Annotated in this window: 12 protein-coding genes; 5 read left to right on the top strand and 7 right to left on the bottom strand. The window is 59.7% G+C overall.

Annotated elements, in window-relative coordinates; translation table 11 throughout:
• Window positions 1–30 precede the first annotated feature (30 nt).
• The 5 genes from LPQ25_RS17480 to moeA form a co-directional block, all read right to left on the bottom strand.
• Window positions 31–846 (bottom strand): Cof-type HAD-IIB family hydrolase, encoded by an 816-nt coding sequence (locus tag LPQ25_RS17480; RefSeq protein WP_012737702.1) that lies wholly within the window; start codon window positions 844–846, stop codon window positions 31–33.
• 176 nt (window positions 847–1,022) lie between these two features.
• Window positions 1,023–3,455: a formate C-acetyltransferase/glycerol dehydratase family glycyl radical enzyme gene (locus LPQ25_RS17475; protein ID WP_004893251.1), complete on the bottom strand. Its 2,433-nt coding sequence runs from the start codon at window positions 3,453–3,455 to the stop codon at window positions 1,023–1,025.
• 4 nt (window positions 3,456–3,459) lie between these two features.
• A complete protein-coding gene (locus LPQ25_RS17470) occupies window positions 3,460–4,359 on the bottom strand; it encodes a glycyl-radical enzyme activating protein (RefSeq protein WP_012068487.1) in 900 nt (299 codons plus the stop codon).
• Between the two features lie 154 nt (window positions 4,360–4,513).
• Window positions 4,514–5,269, bottom strand: a complete 756-nt coding sequence (moeB, locus tag LPQ25_RS17465) for a molybdopterin-synthase adenylyltransferase MoeB (protein WP_014907906.1) — start codon at window positions 5,267–5,269, stop codon at window positions 4,514–4,516.
• Window positions 5,269–6,504 (bottom strand): molybdopterin molybdotransferase MoeA, encoded by a 1,236-nt coding sequence (gene moeA, locus LPQ25_RS17460; protein ID WP_012737704.1) that lies wholly within the window; start codon window positions 6,502–6,504, stop codon window positions 5,269–5,271. Before moeA ends, moeB begins: the two co-directional genes overlap by 1 nt.
• Window positions 6,505–6,739: 235 nt before the next feature.
• Here moeA and iaaA point away from each other — a divergent pair, with 235 nt between their 5' ends.
• Genes iaaA through gsiD form a run of 5 tightly spaced genes read left to right on the top strand, consistent with a single transcriptional unit; the run spans window position 6,740 to window position 13,012 of the window.
• Window positions 6,740–7,681 carry a beta-aspartyl-peptidase gene (gene iaaA / locus LPQ25_RS17455; protein WP_004147725.1) on the top strand — a complete coding sequence of 314 codons (942 nt, stop codon included), beginning with the start codon at window positions 6,740–6,742 and terminating at the stop codon, window positions 7,679–7,681.
• A gap of 17 nt (window positions 7,682–7,698) precedes the next feature.
• Window positions 7,699–9,558, top strand: a complete 1,860-nt coding sequence (gene gsiA, locus LPQ25_RS17450) for a glutathione ABC transporter ATP-binding protein GsiA (RefSeq protein ID WP_004151710.1) — start codon at window positions 7,699–7,701, stop codon at window positions 9,556–9,558.
• A 32-nt stretch (window positions 9,559–9,590) separates the two neighbouring features.
• Window positions 9,591–11,132: a glutathione ABC transporter substrate-binding protein GsiB gene (gene gsiB, locus LPQ25_RS17445; protein ID WP_012737705.1), complete on the top strand. Its 1,542-nt coding sequence runs from the start codon at window positions 9,591–9,593 to the stop codon at window positions 11,130–11,132.
• 46 nt (window positions 11,133–11,178) lie between these two features.
• Window positions 11,179–12,099 carry a glutathione ABC transporter permease GsiC gene (gene gsiC, locus LPQ25_RS17440; protein WP_002892997.1) on the top strand — a complete coding sequence of 307 codons (921 nt, stop codon included), beginning with the start codon at window positions 11,179–11,181 and terminating at the stop codon, window positions 12,097–12,099.
• A gap of 1 nt (window position 12,100) precedes the next feature.
• Window positions 12,101–13,012: a glutathione ABC transporter permease GsiD gene (gene gsiD / locus LPQ25_RS17435; RefSeq protein ID WP_004147729.1), complete on the top strand. Its 912-nt coding sequence runs from the start codon at window positions 12,101–12,103 to the stop codon at window positions 13,010–13,012.
• A gap of 403 nt (window positions 13,013–13,415) precedes the next feature.
• Here gsiD and rimO read toward each other — a convergent pair whose 3' ends face one another.
• Together rimO and LPQ25_RS17425 are read right to left on the bottom strand one after the other, a co-directional pair.
• Window positions 13,416–14,741, bottom strand: coding sequence for a 30S ribosomal protein S12 methylthiotransferase RimO (rimO, locus tag LPQ25_RS17430; RefSeq protein ID WP_004141985.1), 1,326 nt, complete (start codon window positions 14,739–14,741; stop codon window positions 13,416–13,418).
• 232 nt (window positions 14,742–14,973) lie between these two features.
• Window positions 14,974–16,215, bottom strand: coding sequence for an oligosaccharide MFS transporter (locus tag LPQ25_RS17425; RefSeq protein WP_012737706.1), 1,242 nt, complete (start codon window positions 16,213–16,215; stop codon window positions 14,974–14,976).
• Window positions 16,216–16,494 lie beyond the last annotated feature (279 nt).

The raw sequence follows: 16,494 nt of genomic DNA, 5'->3' as shown, positions 1-16,494 counted from the left end.
AAAACCGGGGCGCGATGCCCCGGCGAAGGGTCAGGCGTTGAAGGGCGGGGTGTTATCGAGGACGGCCTGGATAACGTTCAGCGCGCCGTCATGGTTATTATCGTCGGTAGCGTAGCCGGCGATGGCCTTGATGCTGTCGGCAGCGTTACCCATGGCGAAAGCGTATTTCACCAGCTTCAGCATTTCGGCGTCGTTGCCGCTGTCGCCGATGGCGACGCATTGCTGCGGCGAAAGATCCCAGCGCTTGAGCAAACGGCTGATGCCGTTGGCTTTATGCAGGCCAGGGATAATCAAATCGACAAAGCCAAAGCCGCTGGTGACCGGCTTCATGATGCCGTCGAGCGACACGTGCAGTTTATCAATCAGCTGTGGGATCTCGCTGTCCGGCAGGTTGAGAGAGAATTTAAACAGCGTATCGTCGATGGCGTGATAGTCGCTCACCCGCTGTAGGCGATGGTAGTGCTTCGACATCAGCTCAACAAAGGCGTCCGGAGCTTTATCGCTGACGTAGGCGCTCTGCAGGCCGCAGGCGACAAAGTTGAGCTGCGGATCTTTGAGCAATTCGCCAATCACCACTTGTGATTCGTGGCGGGTCAGTTCGCCGTGGAACAGCTGCGTGTCATGTTCATAAACCAGAGCGCCGTTTTCTGCGACGAACGAAATCTGCTCGCGGATCTCCGGGAAGAAGGAGATCAACTGATAGTACTGGTTGCCGCTGGCGACAACAAATTCAATGCCGCGCTGCTGCAACTGGGCGAATTGCGCCAGAAACCGTGAGCGATCGTAGGTTTTGGCGTCATTGAGAAAAGTTCCGTCCATATCGGTGACGATAACTTTAACGGTCATAAGGGGATGCTCCTGGCTTAACTTCGACCAGTAACATTCTAATTACAATGTGATGGGGAGCACAAATTTATTTCGAATGAAAGTTCAGGCATTCAGAAAATGCCGGAAGGGCATGTCTTTTCCGGCCTGCAGAACAGGGTTGGCCCGCTAAGCATAGCGCCAGCGGGCACGAAGGATTACAGCGTATGTTCGGTACGGGCGATGATATCGTCCTGGGTATCCGGCGACAGGGCGGTGAAGAACGCCGAGTATCCAGCGACGCGGACCACTAAATCGCGGTACTGGTCAGGATGTTTCTTGGCTTCCAGCAGCGTGTCGCGCGACACGATGTTGTACTGGATATGCCAGCCTTTGTGCACCTCGAAGAAAGTGCGCAGCAGCACCATCAGCTTCTGCTTATCGGACTCGTTCTCCAGCGTTGACGGATTCAGCTTCTGATTAAGCAGCACGCCGCCGAGGATCGCCCCGGTCGGCAGCTTGCCCACCGAACTGATAACCGCCGTCGGCCCCAGATGATCGGTACCGGAGGCCGGGCTGGCCCCCTCCGCCAGCGGGGTATGCGCTTTACGGCCATCCGGCGTCGCCATGGTCTGCGCGCCGAACGGGACGTTAGCGGAAATAGAGGAGGTGCCAGCGTAATAATTGCCGCCAATCGGGCCGCGGCCATAGCGCGGGTTGTGATACTGCTTCAGCTCGTCGATATAGGTCTGGTAGGCCCGCGCCAGCAACTCGTCGACGCTGTCATCATCGTTACCATACTTCGGCGCGCCGTTGATCAACCGCTGGCGCAGCTGCTCGTGGGTCAGACCGTCGAAATCTTCCGCCAGCGCCTTCGCCAGCTCCTGCTGGCCGATGGCGCCCTGATCGAAGACCAGTTTTTTCACCGCCGCGAGGCTGTTGCCGAGGTTGGCGATACCCACCTGCAGGCCGGAAACCCAGTCATACTTCGCGCCGCCTTGCTTAATGCTTTTCGCCCGTTCGATGCAGTCATCGACTAGCGCCGAGCAGAGAATATCGTGGACGTTCTCTTCCAGCATGGTATCGACCACGTACTCAATCTCGATGGATTTACGGGTGTAGTAACGAATCTGGCGGTCCCAGTCTGCCAGCACCTGATCGAAGTTAGCGAAGTTGCCTTTCGACAGGGCGTGCTCCTGCGGCAGGAACACCTGACCGCTGGTGGCATCGCGGCCGCCTTCCAGCGTCGCCAGCATCACCCGCGCGAAGTTAATAAAGCTCATGCCGGTACAGCGGTAGCCCCACTTACCGCCGACCGCGGTTTCGATACAGCCGATAGCCGCGTAATCGTAGGCGTCCTGCGGCTCAATGCCCAGCTTAATGAATTCCGGGATGACGATTTCATCGTTGTTAAACGCCGGCATGCCGAAACCGCAGCGGATCACCTGGACGCAGGCGTCGAGGAAGTCGTTGCTCATCCCGGCGTGGTAGCGCACGCTGAGGTTCGGCTGGGTAGAACGCAGGCGACCGCAGGATTCCAGGATCGCATAGGACAGCGGGTTGACCGCGTCCTGCGGCTTACCATCCACCAGATTCTGGCCGCCGATGGTGACGTTCTGGTATAGCGGGCTGCCGGCAGAGGCTTTGGAGTGCGAGCCGGAACGGATCTTATTGACCTCCAGCAGCTTCAGCCAGCAGCTGTGCAGCAGCTCAATGGCCTGTTCGCGATCCAGCGACTGTTGCAACTCAACGTCGCGGCGGTAGTACGGGTAGAGGTACTGGTCCATACGGCCGAAGGATACCGAATGGCCATTGGATTCAATCTGCAGGATAAGCTGAATGAAGTAGCACAGCTGCAGCGCCTGCCAGAAGGTTTTCGGCGGCTCATGGGCGATGACGTCGCAGTTTTCGGCAATCGTCAGCAGTTCGTGGCGGCGTGATTCGCGGGATTCTGCTGTCGCCATCTCGCGCGCCAGCGCGGCGAAGCGTTTGCTGTGATCGCTGACCGCTTCCAGCACGATATCAATCGCTTTCAGGAACTGCTCGCCGTGCAGGTCTTCCAGTACTGTCAAATTGATACGCGAGCGGCGTTCGGCGACTTTCGCACGCATCCCGTCGAGGCCTTTCTCCAGCAGCAAGGGGTAGTTGACCGCGAGGTGAGCATCCCCGGAGGTCATATTGCCTTCCGCCTTAATAATGCCGGTGGCGAGCAGCGCCTTTTGCTCATCGGTGAACATACCGTAGCAGCGGTCTTGTACGGTCTGGCCGCGCCACCATGGGCACACTTCATGCAATACGCGTTTATTCTCCTCGCTGACCGAGAAGCCGGCGCCGGGGCGGTCGGCGAGATCGTCGATCTCTTTCTCAATCCAGCTGACGGTGTATTCCGGGAAAATAGGCGCGGCGCGCACTTCGCTGGCCTGGTTACCGACGATCAGCTCATCGTGCTTGATCCAGATGGTGCGCTCCGCCAGGTGGTGAGCCAGCGCCAGCGCGCGGCGCACCGGGATCGGTTTATCGAGATGCCGCTGATACATCTCCGTATAGTGGCGGGCGCGCTCGGTACAGACCGGCGGCTTGACGATATGCACCAGCGCCATTTTATGGGCCTGGATACGGGCGCTGAGGGTGTTGAGCTTCAGGGTAGTCATAGGGTTATCCTCGTAATATCGCCGTTAGCCCCTTGCTTTGCGCATAATCCTGCGCGAAGACGAGCAGCTCAGGAGCGTCCAGCGGTTTGTCCGGTGCGGTGTAGGGCTGACTGAGTAACTGGTATTTGTTCATTCCCAGCGTGTGGTACGGCAGGTAATGGATCTCGCTGACCTGCAGGCGATCGGCGGCAAAATCGGTGATCGCGGCAATGTCGGCTTCGCTGGCGTTGAATCCCTGGATCAGCGGCACGCGAATAATCATTTTTTTCCCCGCCTGCGCCAGACGCTGCAGGTTATCCAGCACCCGGCGGGCGCTGCCGTCGGTCCACTGCTGAAAAACGGCCTCGTCAACGTGCTTCAGATCGGCGAGAAACAGGTCGACAAAGGGTAAAGACGGTTCAATGTATTTCCACGGCACGTGCAGGCAGGTTTCCACGGCGGTGTGAATGCCTGCCTGATGACTGGCTTCGAACAGCGCTTGCGCCAGCGTTGGGTTCATAAAGGGTTCGCCGCCGGAAAGAGTGATGCCGCCGCCGCTGCGATCGTAGAATGGTTTATCACGCAGCACCGTCGCCATGATCTCCTCGACGCTCTTCTCCTCGCCGCACACCGTGAGCGCGGTGGTGGGGCAGCAGTCGCGCAGCGCGGCGATATGGCTGTCGTTAACGTTTTGCCGGTGAATGATCAGGCCATCGAGGGTGCGGGTGATAACCGCCGGCGCCGCCTGCTGGCACAGCTCGCAGCCGGCCAGGCACAGCCGCGAGTCATACAGCAGATCTTCGCTACGGGCGCGGCTCTCCGGGTTCTGACACCAGCGGCAGCCCAGCGAGCAGCCTTTCAGGAAGACGACGGTGCGGATCCCTGGGCCGTCATGGGTGGAATAGCGCTGGATGTTGAAGATCATGGCTTATCCTCTTGTTTGCGTATGAATATAAAAACACTTTCGAATGAAAGTTATGTTGACGCAAATCAACAAGCGGGATGGGGATAAGTCAGAGAGGAGAAAATAACGAGAGCGGTCACAAAACCACCGGCGACTCTCGTCGCCGGTGTGAGGGTCAGTGCGAGCCGCATACCTCGCACTGCGGGTGACGCATCAGCCTCATTTCGCGAAACTGGCAGGTCATGGCATCGTAGATGACGATTTTTCCGCTGGCAGGGGTGCCGTAGCCGCTCAGCAGCTTAATCGCCTCCATCGCCTGCAGCGAACCGATGGTGCCCACCAGCGGGGCCATTACCCCGGCTTCGACGCAGGTGAGGGCATTTTCGCCGAACAGACGGCTCAGGCAGCGGTAGCAGGGTTCGCCATCCTGATAGGTAAAGACGCTGATTTGCCCCTCCATACGGATCGCCGCTCCGGAGACCTGTGGGGTTTTGTGCTGAAAGCAGCCGACGTTAAGCTGGTTGCGAATGGCGACGTTGTCGGTGCAGTCGAGCACCAGATCGTGATCGGCAATCTGCGCTGCCAGCGCCGCCTCATCCAGCAAGGCATTGAGCGGGACCAGACGGACGTGCGGGTTAATGCGCGCCAGCGCCTCGCGGGCGGAATCCACCTTCGGCTGGCCGAGGGTGGCGTCGCTGTGCAGCGTCTGGCGCTGCAGGTTGGAGAGCGAGACAGTGTCGAAATCGAGCAGGGTGAGCTGCCCGACCCCGGCGGCGGCCAGATACTGCGCGGCGGCGCAGCCGAGCCCGCCGAGGCCGACCACCAGCACGCGAGCGGCTTTTAACCGCTCCTGGCCGTCAAAATCAAAACCGCGCAAGACGATCTGCCGGTTATAGCGCAGCATCTCTTCATCGCTCAGCTCAACGGTCATTACAGCCCCCCAAACAGGTGACTGAAGGGTTCGACCTCGACCCATTCACCTGCTTCAACATGGCCGCGCTCACGCTCCAGCACGATAAAGCAGTTGCCGAGGCTGAAGGAGCTGAAAATGTGCGAGCCCTGATGGCCGGTGGTGTTCACCACCAGTTCGCCGTCCGGGTTACGCTGCAGAATACCGCGCTGAAAATCGAGGCGGCCAGGCGACTTTTTCAGGCGCGTGGCGGCGCGGACCCGCAGGCGGGGCGCCTGAAGCGGGCCGTGCTTGCCCGAGAGTTTCGCCAGCAGGGGTTGCACCAGCTGACAGAAGGTGACGGTGGCAGACACCGGGTTACCCGGCAGGCCGCAGAACCAGCTGCTGCTGAGCTTGCCGAAGGCGAAGGGTTTCCCCGGCTTAATCGCCAGCTTCCAGAATCCGATCTCCCCCAGCTCTTCGAGGATAGTTTTGGTGTAATCGGCTTCACCCACCGAGACGCCGCCTGAGCTAATGACCACATCGGCCTGCTGGTCGGCGGCGATAAAGGCGTCGCGCAGCTTCGCCGGGTCGTCAGGAATAATGCCGAGGTTAATGACCTCGTAGCCCAACTGCTGCAGCATCAGGTGCACTGCCAGGCGGTTGGTATCGTAAATCTGGCCGTCGCCGAGCGGTTGACCCGGCAGCTGCAGCTCATCGCCGGTTGAGAAGACCGCGACGCGTACCTTGCGCACCACCTCGACCTCGGCAATGCCCAGCGAGGCCAGCACCGGCAGCTCGGCCACCGTCAGGGGTATCCCCGCCGGGAAGACCACCGCGCCGTGGGCAATATCTTCTCCGCGGCGGCGAATATGCTGCCCGGCTTTTACCGGCGCGATAAAGCGCACGCCGGCCTCGGTCTGTTCAGTCTCTTCCTGCATCACCACCGCATCGCAGCCTTCCGGCACCGGCGCGCCGGTCATGATGCGGATACAGGTGCCCGACGGCCAGGCGTCGTTGAACGGCTGGCCGGCGAAGGCCTTACCAGCGACCGGCAGCGCCGCGCCGTCGCGAAGGTCGTTCAGCCGGACGGCATAGCCATCCATCGCCGCGTTATCAAAGCCGGGCACATCCAGCGGAGAGACGATGTCATGGGCGGTCACACGCGAGAAGGCCTGCAACAGCGGTACAGTTTCCGTCGCGTTCAGCGGCGTAATACGATCGAGCATCTGGGCGAGGGCTGTGTCGAGCGGCATCAGTCCGGCGGTAAAATCCATGGGTCACTCCTGCGGGCAAAACAGCGAAAACGCCTATTATGGCAGAAAAGCGGCGCGGGCTGTATGCCACCTGGGTACGAGGCTTTACATCGCCCGCCGCTCTTTCTATATTCAAAAATTGTATAAGACATTCAGCAATATAATGATATCAATACCCTTATTCATGACGTGACCGGCGCCGCGCCGCGGTACGACAGGGCAGGGGCGATCCACTTCATCGTTAAGGACTGGCGAAATGGGCAAGGCGGTTATAGCAATTCACGGCGGCGCAGGGGCGATTTCTCGCGCGCAAATGACGCCGGAGCGGGAGCGAGAGTATGTGGCGGCGCTGTCGACTATCGTCGAAAGCGGGCAGAAAATGTTGGCCGCGGGCGCCAGCGCGCTGGATGCCGTGACCGAGGCCGTTCGGCTGCTGGAGGAGTGTCCGTTGTTCAACGCCGGAATGGGCGCGGTATTTACCCGCGATCAAACCCACGAGCTGGACGCCTGCGTAATGGACGGCTACAGCCTGCAGGCGGGCGCGGTAGCCGGGGTCAAACATTTGCGTAATCCGGTGCTGGCGGCGCGTCTGGTGCTGGAGAAGAGTCCGCACGTACTACTGATCGGCGAGGGGGCGGAAAATTTTGCCATCTCCCACGGGATGGCGCGCGTGGATAACGATCTGTTTTCCACTCCTGAAAGGCTGCTGCAGCTGCAGGAGGCGAAAGCGGGCGGGGAGATTATCCTCGACCACCACGCCGCTCCCCTCGACGAACGCCAGAAAATGGGCACCGTCGGCGCGGTGGCGCTCGATCTGGCCGGCAATCTGGCGGCGGCGACCTCCACCGGCGGCATGACCAACAAACTGCCCGGACGCGTCGGCGACAGCCCGCTGCCGGGCGCGGGGTGTTATGCCAATAATGCCAGCGTGGCGGTCTCCTGTACCGGCACCGGCGAAGTCTTTATGCGCACCCTGGCGGCCTACGATATCGCCGCCCTGATGGAGTATGGGCAGCTCAGTCTCTATTCCGCCTGCGAGCGGGTGGTGATGGAGAAACTGCCGGCTCTCGGCGGCAGCGGTGGGCTGATAGCCGTCGATCGCGAAGGCAACGTCGTTTTACCGTTTAACAGTGAAGGCATGTACCGGGCCTGGTGCTATGCCGGCGATACGCCGACCATTGGCATTTATCGCGAATAGAACAAGGGAGAGGGCGAGTGTCGCAAACTCACGAAACCGATACCTGCGAAGTGCTGGTGGTGCGCAACCTGAACGTGGCGTTCCGCCAGCAGGATGCGCCGGAGGTGCAGGCCGTGCGTCAGCTTTCCTTCAGCCTGCGCCGCGGCGAGACGCTGGCGATAGTGGGTGAGTCCGGTTCGGGAAAATCGGTGACCGCGCTGGCGCTGATGCGTCTGCTAGACGCGGCCAGCAGCGAGGTGAACAGCGAGGGGCTGTGGTTGCGGCGGCGTAACCGGCAGGTGATCGCGCTCAATGAGCAAACGGACGCTGAGATGCGCCGGGTGCGCGGCGCGGATCTGGCCATGATTTTTCAGGAGCCGATGACCTCGCTGAATCCGGTTTTTACCATCGGCGAGCAGATTGCCGAATCCCTGCGCCTGCACCAGGGGCTGGGGCGCGAAGAGGCGCTGCGCGCGGCGAAAAAGATGCTCGATCAGGTGCGTATTCCCCAGGCGGAAGAGATGCTCTCGCGCTATCCGCACCAGCTCTCCGGCGGCATGCGCCAGAGGGTGATGATCGCCATGGCGCTCTCCTGTCGGCCGGCGGTGTTGATAGCCGATGAGCCAACCACGGCGCTGGATGTCACCATCCAGGCGCAAATTCTGCAACTCATTGCCGTCCTGCAAAAGGAGATGGCGATGGGGGTGATCTTTATCACCCACGATATGGGCGTCGTGGCCGATATCGCCGATCGGGTGCTGGTGATGTATCGCGGTGAGGCGGTAGAGACCGGCAGCGTTGAGGAGATCTTTCGTTCGCCGCAGCACCCGTATACACAGTCGCTGCTGGCGGCGGTCCCGCGGCTGGGGGAGATGCGTGGCCAGGATCTGCCGCGCCGTTTTCCGCTGCCGGGCCAGCCGCTGGCGGAGAGCGAAACGCCCGATACGGTAGTCGCCGGCGAGCCGATCCTGCAGGTGCGTGACCTGGTGGCCCGTTTTCCGGTGCGCGGCGGGCTGCTCAATCGCGTGACGCGCGAAGTGCATGCGGTGGAGAAGGTCAGTTTTGATCTCTGGCCGGGAGAGACCCTGTCGCTGGTGGGCGAGTCCGGCTGCGGCAAGTCGACCACCGGCCGGGCGCTGCTGAGGCTGGTAGAGACCCAGGGAGGCACCATTACCTTCGACGGTCAGCGGATCGATACCCTCGCCGGCGGCAAGCTGCAGGCTCTGCGGCGCAATATTCAGTTTATTTTTCAGGATCCTTACGCCTCGCTTGATCCGCGTCAGACGGTCGGCGATTCGATTATGGAGCCGCTGCGGGTGCATGGCCTGCTGCGTGGGGAAGCAGCGCGTGAGCGGGTCGCCTGGCTGCTGAAGCGCGTGGGGTTGCAGCCGGAGCATGCCTGGCGCTATCCCCATGCCTTTTCCGGCGGCCAGCGGCAGCGGATCTGCATTGCCCGCGCGCTGGCGCTGAATCCGAAGGTGGTGATAGCCGACGAGTCGGTGTCGGCCCTGGATGTCTCCATTCGGGCGCAGATTATCAATCTGATGCTCGACCTGCAGCGCGAGATGGGCATCGCGTTTCTGTTTATTTCCCATGATATGGCGGTGGTGGAGCGCATCAGCCACCGCGTGGCGGTGATGTATCGCGGTCGCATTGTCGAAATAGGCCCGCGCCGCGCGGTGTTTGAAAACCCGCAGCACCCCTATACCCGTAAGCTCATGGCCGCCGTACCGGTGGCCGATCCGGGCCACCGTCATCCGCAGCGGGTTCTGCTGTCTGATGACGTCCCGGGCAATATTTATAAGCGGGGCGAGGAGATCGCCAGCGTGCCGTTGCAGCAGGTCGGGCCGGGCCACTTCGTCGCCCGCGAATCCGCCGATGTGCTGGGCAGAACATAACAACACATAACGCATCTTTTCAGGAGAACACGATGACACAACCTGTTTCACGCAAATGGTGGCTGGCGCTGAGTATCGCGGCAGCCCTGGCGAGCGCTCCCGCCTTTGCCGCCAAAGATGTGGTGGTGGCGGTCGGGTCTAACTTCACGACCCTCGACCCCTATGATGCCAACGATACCCTGTCGCAGGCGGTGGCGAAGTCCTTTTATCAAGGCCTGTTCGGCCTTGATAAAGAGATGAAGCTGCAAAACGTTCTTGCTGAGAGCTATACCGTGTCACCGGACGGCCTGGTGTACACAGTTAAGCTGCACAGCGGGGTGAAATTCCAGGATGGCACTGACTTTAACGCCGAGGCGGTAAAGGCTAACCTCGATCGCGCGAGTAACCCGGATAACCATCTCAAGCGCTATAACCTGTATAAAAATATTGCCAGTACCGAGGCGGTCGATCCGACTACGGTCAAAATTACCCTGAAGCAGCCCTTCTCGGCGTTTATTAACATTCTCGCCCATCCGGCGACAGCGATGATTTCGCCGGCGGCGCTGAAAAAATATGGTAAGGATATCGGCTTCCACCCGGTGGGCACCGGGCCGTATAAGCTCGACACCTGGAACCAGACGGATTTTGTGAAGGTCAGCAAGTTCGATGGGTACTGGCAGCCGGGGCTGCCAAAGCTGGATTCTATCACCTGGCGTCCGGTGGTGGATAACAATACCCGGGCGGCGATGCTGCAGACCGGCGAGGCGCAGTTCGCCTTCCCGATCCCTTACGAACAGGCGCCGCTGCTGGCGAAAAACAGCAAACTGGAGCTGGTGGCCAGCCCGTCGATCATGCAGCGCTACATCAGCATGAACGTGACGCAGAAGCCGTTCGATAATCCGAAGGTACGGGAAGCCATCAACTATGCGATTAACCGTCAGGCGCTGGTGAAGGTAGCGTTCGCCGGCTACGCCACCCCGGCGACCGGAGTGGTGCCGCCGTCGATCGCCTATGCCCAGACCTACCCCGCCTGGCCATACGATCCGGCGAAAGCGCGCCAGCTGCTGAAAGAGGCGGGCTACCCTAACGGTTTCAGCACCACGCTGTGGTCATCACATAATCACAGCACCGCGCAGAAAGTACTGCAGTTCACCCAGCAGCAGCTGGCGCAGGTGGGGATTAAGGCGCAGGTGACGGCGATGGACGCTGGTCAGCGGGCGGCGGAAGTGGAAGGTAAAGGGCAGAAAGAGAGCGGGGTACGGATGTTCTATACCGGCTGGTCCGCCTCCACCGGTGAAGCCGACTGGGCGCTGTCGCCGCTGTTCGCCTCGCAAAACTGGCCGCCGACGCTGTTTAATACCGCGTTTTACAGCAACCCGCAGGTGGATAACGCGCTGAGCGAGGCGCTGAAAACCACCGATCCGCAACAGAAAACCAAACTCTATAAAGAGGCGCAGGATATTATCTGGAAAGAGTCGCCGTGGGTGCCGCTGGTGGTCGAGAAACTGGTCTCCGCCCACAGCAAGAACCTCACCGGTTTCTATATCCAGCCGGATACCGGCTTTAGCTTCGAACAGGCGGACCTGACGCCGTGATCATGTTCATCTTCATGCGTCCTCTCTCCCGGAATGGGAGGGAGCGATGCTGAATTATGTGATTAAGCGCCTGCTGGGCCTGATCCCTACTCTGCTTATCGTCGCGGTGCTGGTGTTTCTGTTCGTCCATATGCTGCCCGGTGACCCGGCGCGGCTGATTGCCGGACCTGAGGCCGATGCCCAGGTGGTGGCGATGGTGCGCCAGCAGCTGGGGCTTGACCAGCCGCTGCATGTCCAGTTCTGGCACTACATCACCAACGTGCTGCGCGGCGATTTTGGCATTTCCATGGCCTCGCGGCGTCCCGTTGCCAGTGAGATTGCCAGTCGCTTTATGCCCACGCTGTGGCTGACGCTGGCCAGCATGAGCTGGGCGGTACTGTTCGGGATGGCGGCGGGGATTGCGGCCGCGGTGTGGCGCAATCGCTGGCCCGACCGTCTGGGAATGGCGCTGGCGGTGAGCGGTATTTCGTTTCCGGCTTTTGCCCTTGGTATGCTGCTGATGCAGGTGTTTTCGGTTGAGCTGGGCTGGCTGCCGACGGTGGGGGCCGACAGCTGGCGGCACTATATTTTGCCGTCGTTGACCCTTGGCGCGGCGGTGGCGGCGGTCATGGCGCGCTTTACCCGCGCGTCATTCGTCGATGTGCTGCATGAAGACTATATGCGTACCGCCCGGGCGAAGGGGGTGAGCGAAACGCGGGTGGTGCTCAAGCATGGTCTGCGCAATGCGATGATCCCGGTGGTGACCATGATGGGGCTGCAGTTCGGCTTTCTGCTCGGCGGGTCGATCGTTGTGGAGAAGGTGTTTAACTGGCCGGGGCTTGGGCGCTTGCTGGTCGATTCGGTGGAGATGCGCGATTACCCGGTGATTCAGGCGGAAGTGCTGCTCTTTTCGCTGGAGTTTATTCTTATCAATTTAGTGGTGGATGTGCTGTACGCGGCCATAAACCCGGCTATCAGGTATAAGTAAGGTGCGATTGCTTAACTGGAGAAGGCAGGCGGCGCTGAACGCCATGCCGGGCATCAGACCCGGCGAGATCCATACCCCCTGGCATGAGTTCTGGCGGCGCTTTCGTCGCCAGCCGGTGGCGATGGGCGCTGGTATTTTCGTGCTGTTGCTGATTGCGGTAGCCATCGTTGCCCCATGGATAGCGCCGTACGATGCGGAAAATTATTTCGACTACGACCGTCTGAACGAGGGACCTTCGCTGGTGCACTGGTTTGGAGTCGACTCCCTGGGACGGGATATTTTCAGCCGGGTGCTGGTCGGGGCGCAGATCTCGCTGGCCGCCGGGGTACTGGCGGTGCTGATTGGCGCGGCCATCGGCACGGTGCTTGGGCTGCTGGCTGGCTACTATGAGGGCTGGTGGGACCGGCTCATTATGCGACTTTGCGACGTGTTGTTCGCCTTTCCGGGGATCCTGCTGGCGATCGCGGTGGTCGCCGTCATGGGCAGCGGGATGGCCAACGTGATCATCGCCGTGGCGATCTTCTCGATCCCGGCGTTTGCTCGTCTGGTGCGCGGCAATACGCTGGTTCTGAAGCAGCAGACCTTTATTGAATCGGCGCGCAGCATCGGCGCCAGCGATGCCACCATTCTGTTCAACCATATTCTGCCGGGGACGGTGTCATCGATCGTGGTTTATTTCACCATGCGCATTGGGGTATCGATTATTTCGGCGGCCAGTCTGTCGTTTCTCGGCCTCGGCGCGCAGCCGCCCACCCCGGAGTGGGGCGCGATGCTCAACGAAGCGCGGGCGGATATGGTGATGTCTCCGCACGTGGCGCTCTTTCCGGCGGTGGCGATTTTCGTGACCGTGCTGGCGTTTAATCTGCTGGGAGATGGCCTGCGCGATGCGCTGGATCCGAAGTTAAAGGGGTAGGGTGAGGGAAAGCTCCGCCGGGAGTCCTTTATGTTACCTGCGGCTTCAGCGCACATTGCGCTTCCGGTTAATTTTCTGCGTTAGGTCTCTCATGGCGCAGGGAGCGGTGTGAGGCGGAAACGACCGCCGGACGGTTCCCTCTCCTCCCGGGAGCGGGCCAGGGTGAGGCGAAGCATCGCTGGAAAGTCCTTTATGTTATCTGTGGCTTCTGCGTAGTTTGCGCTCCCGGTTAATCGTCTGCGTTATGTCTCTTATGGCGCAGCAAAATAACGGCGCAACAGGGCTGCCTGGAAGGTAATCAATGCTTGCCCGTGGCGCTGCGCTTGCGCGGACATGGGGGGTGAGCCTACGGGAGGACCCCGTAGGCTGGGGAATGCGCTAAGCCGCTATCCGGGAAGCTGGACTAGACCCGGGTACCCCACAGGTCGTATTCGTCGGCGTGCTCGACTTTCACCCGCACCACGTCGCCCGGCTTAACGCGGGTTTCGCCGTTCAGGTACACCGCGCCGTCGATTTCCGGAGCGTCGGCCATGCTGCGGCCAATGGCGCCTTCTTCATCAACTTCATCTACCAGCACCAGGATTTCGCGCCCCACTTTCTCCTGCAGACGCTCGGCAGAGATCTGCTGCTGCAGCTGCATAAAGCGGTTCCAGCGCTCTTCTTTCACCTCTTCCGGCACCTGGTCCGCCAGCTCGTTGGCGGTAGCGCCTTCAACCGGGCTGTACTTGAAGCAGCCGACGCGGTCGAGACGCGCCTCTTTCAGGAAGTCGAGCAGCATCTGGAAATCTTCTTCCGTTTCGCCCGGGAAGCCCACAATAAAAGTGGAGCGCAGGGTCAGATCCGGGCAAATTTCACGCCACTGCTTAATGCGCGCCAGCTGACGGTCCGCAGAACCAGGACGCTTCATCAGCTTCAGAATACGCGGGCTGGCGTGCTGCAGCGGAATATCGAGGTACGGCAGAATCTTGCCTTCCGCCATCAGCGGGATCACATCGTCAACGTGCGGGTACGGGTAGACATAGTGCAGGCGTACCCAGATGCCGAGCTTCGCCAGCTCTTCGCACAGACTGACCATGCTGGTCTTCACCGGCATACCGTTGTGGAAGCCGGTGCGGTGCTTGACGTCGACGCCGTAGGCGGAGGTGTCCTGCGAAATCACCAGCAGCTCTTTCACGCCGGCGTCAGCGAGGCGTTTGGCTTCGGCCAGCACTTCGCCAATCGGACGGCTCACCAGATCGCCACGCATGGACGGGATGATGCAGAAGGTGCAGCGATGGTTGCAGCCTTCAGAAATTTTTAAGTAGGCGTAGTGGCGCGGCGTCAGCTTAACCCCCTGTTCCGGCACCAGGCTCAGGAACGGGTTGTGCTTCGGCTTCGGCGTATAATGGTGGACATGCTCCAGCACCTGCTCATAGCTGTGCGGACCGGTGATCTCCAGCACCTTCGGATGCACTTCGCGGATCTGATCCTCTTTCGCGCCGAGACAGCCGGTGACGATTACCTTGCCGTTCTCTTTCAACGCTTCGCCGATCGCTTCCAGCGATTCCTGCACAGCGCTATCAATAAAGCCGCAGGTGTTAACGATCACCATATCGGCGTTGTCGTAGGTCGGTACGACGTCATAACCTTCGGTGCGCAGTTCGGTCAGGATACGCTCTGAGTCCACGAGGTTTTTCGGGCAGCCCAGGGAGACGAAGCCGATTTTCGGCTGATGCGTGACATTGCTCATAGCTTAAAAAGTGTTCAATTATTGGAATGGTCAGGGCAGGAATTCTACAGATCTTTGCGAAAAAGAGTATAGCTCCGTCGCGGTTAATGGTGAAAAAGCGCCCCCGACCTGTCTTTTACGCCCCCCACCGCCAGAGCGGATCCCACACGCCCCGGAGCAGAGGGGCGGGACACGCTTCTGACAAGCCATGCGCGCAGGCGGCTCAAGCCCGGCGTGGCTGCCGGGCAGAGACTTATTGCGCCGGGTTAATGGCTGCGGAGGGGGTGGCGCCGGGTTCTTTCGGCTCGCGCTTATCCTGCAGCGTGAAAATAGAGATCAGGGTAAAGAGCCCGGCGACGCTGCCGAGAATCAGATAGGTGTTGGCGAAGCCAATGGTATCGTACAGATAGCCTGCCAGCGGAGAGTAAATGGCGGTGGCGATCGAGGCGACGAACAGCACCAGCAAATAGACCGTCGAAGAGAGCTTGTGGTCGAAGTTGGCGGCGATGAATTTAAAGACCGATACCAGAATCAACGGCTTCTCCAGAGCATGCATCATTTTCACCGCACCAATCCACACCGGGCCGAGGGGCACGGCTGAGCCGACAATACGTACCGACATGATCAGCCCGGCGATGATCAGCGCCCATTTGGCGCCGGTCCGGTTAACAAACCATGGCATCAGGCAGAGGAACAGGGTTTCACCGCAGACCTGAATAGACGCGAGGATCCCGTACCAGCGGTTGCCTTCCTCCGGCGTCGGGAACTGTAGCGAGAAGTACTGGGCAAACTGCTGATCGTAGGTGTCGTAAATCTGCGTGACGAACAGGGTAAAGAGCAGCAGCATCCAGAACTGACCATTCTTCGCCAGCTCAAGGGCATGAGAGACCTTCAGCGATTCGCTTCGCGCCACATCGGCGTCGGTTAATTCAATTTTGGTTAGCATAAAGCAGATGGCGGCGATGACAATGGCGAGGCTGGCGAGCCAGAAGGCCAGATTAGGATTGCTGTCGATATATTTACCCACAATCCAGGCCGCCGCTGCCCAGCCTAACGAGCCCCACATCCGCACACGACCATATTCAAACTGATAGCGCCGGGAAATCTTATCGATATAAGAGTCGATTACTCCGCAGCCGGAGTTAAAGATGATCCCCAGATAGATCCCTCCCAGCAAGGCGCCAAACCAAAAGTTGTGCACCAGCAGCGGCGCGTAAACGTAGATAAAGAAGGGGCCCACCGGCAGGAGCAGGGCGACCAGCAGCCAGATAAGCCGTTTTTTCAGGCCGAACTTGTCAGAGATAAAGCCGAAGAAAGGCTGCATCAGCAGGGCGATAAAGGCGTTGACCGAGTAAAGCAGCCCGGTCTTCGTGGCGCTGATGCCAAGATGCTGGGTGGTCCAGATAACGAAGAAAGCCATGGTCGACGACCAGGCGAACAGGTAGAGGAAATCGAAAAGACTCAACAGAAGGTAGTTTCTTTTACCGGACGTCATGTTTCAGTTCCTTGCAAATGGGCAGAGAGAATGTCAGCGATCCACGGGCCGCGTTCGCTGTTTTCCTGAGATGTTATACGTATTACATTAATTATTTGTTATGACATCCGAATTGACGATGGTGCAACAGATTATATGAGGTATTGTGATCATTGCTGCACTAATTTTGTCTCTTATTGCCATTTTCTGTTTATTAATTTCAGCTTGAAATTAATTGTGATCGTATAACATTGTTTTTGTTATACACCCTACAATGCGTTAAAGTTGCCACATTGTAAA

The sequence above is a fragment of the Klebsiella sp. KPN54798 genome (genome assembly GCF_021184225.1).
In the GTDB taxonomy this organism is placed as follows: Bacteria; Pseudomonadota; Gammaproteobacteria; order Enterobacterales; family Enterobacteriaceae; genus Klebsiella; species Klebsiella pneumoniae.
This window is presented reverse-complemented; position numbering and strand designations above follow the sequence as displayed.

Bases quoted from the DNA above. Each gene is read 5' to 3' on its own strand.
- LPQ25_RS17480 (WP_012737702.1), bottom strand. From the start codon at position 846: ATGACCGTTAAAGTTATCGTCACCGATATGGACGGAACTTTTCTCAAT.
- LPQ25_RS17475 (WP_004893251.1), bottom strand. From the start codon at position 3,455: ATGACTACCCTGAAGCTCAACACCCTCAGCGCCCGTATCCAGGCCCAT.
- LPQ25_RS17470 (WP_012068487.1), bottom strand. From the start codon at position 4,359: ATGATCTTCAACATCCAGCGCTATTCCACCCATGACGGCCCAGGGATC.
- moeB (WP_014907906.1), bottom strand. From the start codon at position 5,269: ATGACCGTTGAGCTGAGCGATGAAGAGATGCTGCGCTATAACCGGCAG.
- moeA (WP_012737704.1), bottom strand. From the start codon at position 6,504: ATGGATTTTACCGCCGGACTGATGCCGCTCGACACAGCCCTCGCCCAG.
- iaaA (WP_004147725.1), top strand. From the start codon at position 6,740: ATGGGCAAGGCGGTTATAGCAATTCACGGCGGCGCAGGGGCGATTTCT.
- gsiB (WP_012737705.1), top strand. From the start codon at position 9,591: ATGACACAACCTGTTTCACGCAAATGGTGGCTGGCGCTGAGTATCGCG.
- gsiC (WP_002892997.1), top strand. From the start codon at position 11,179: ATGCTGAATTATGTGATTAAGCGCCTGCTGGGCCTGATCCCTACTCTG.
- rimO (WP_004141985.1), bottom strand. From the start codon at position 14,741: ATGAGCAATGTCACGCATCAGCCGAAAATCGGCTTCGTCTCCCTGGGC.
- LPQ25_RS17425 (WP_012737706.1), bottom strand. From the start codon at position 16,215: ATGACGTCCGGTAAAAGAAACTACCTTCTGTTGAGTCTTTTCGATTTC.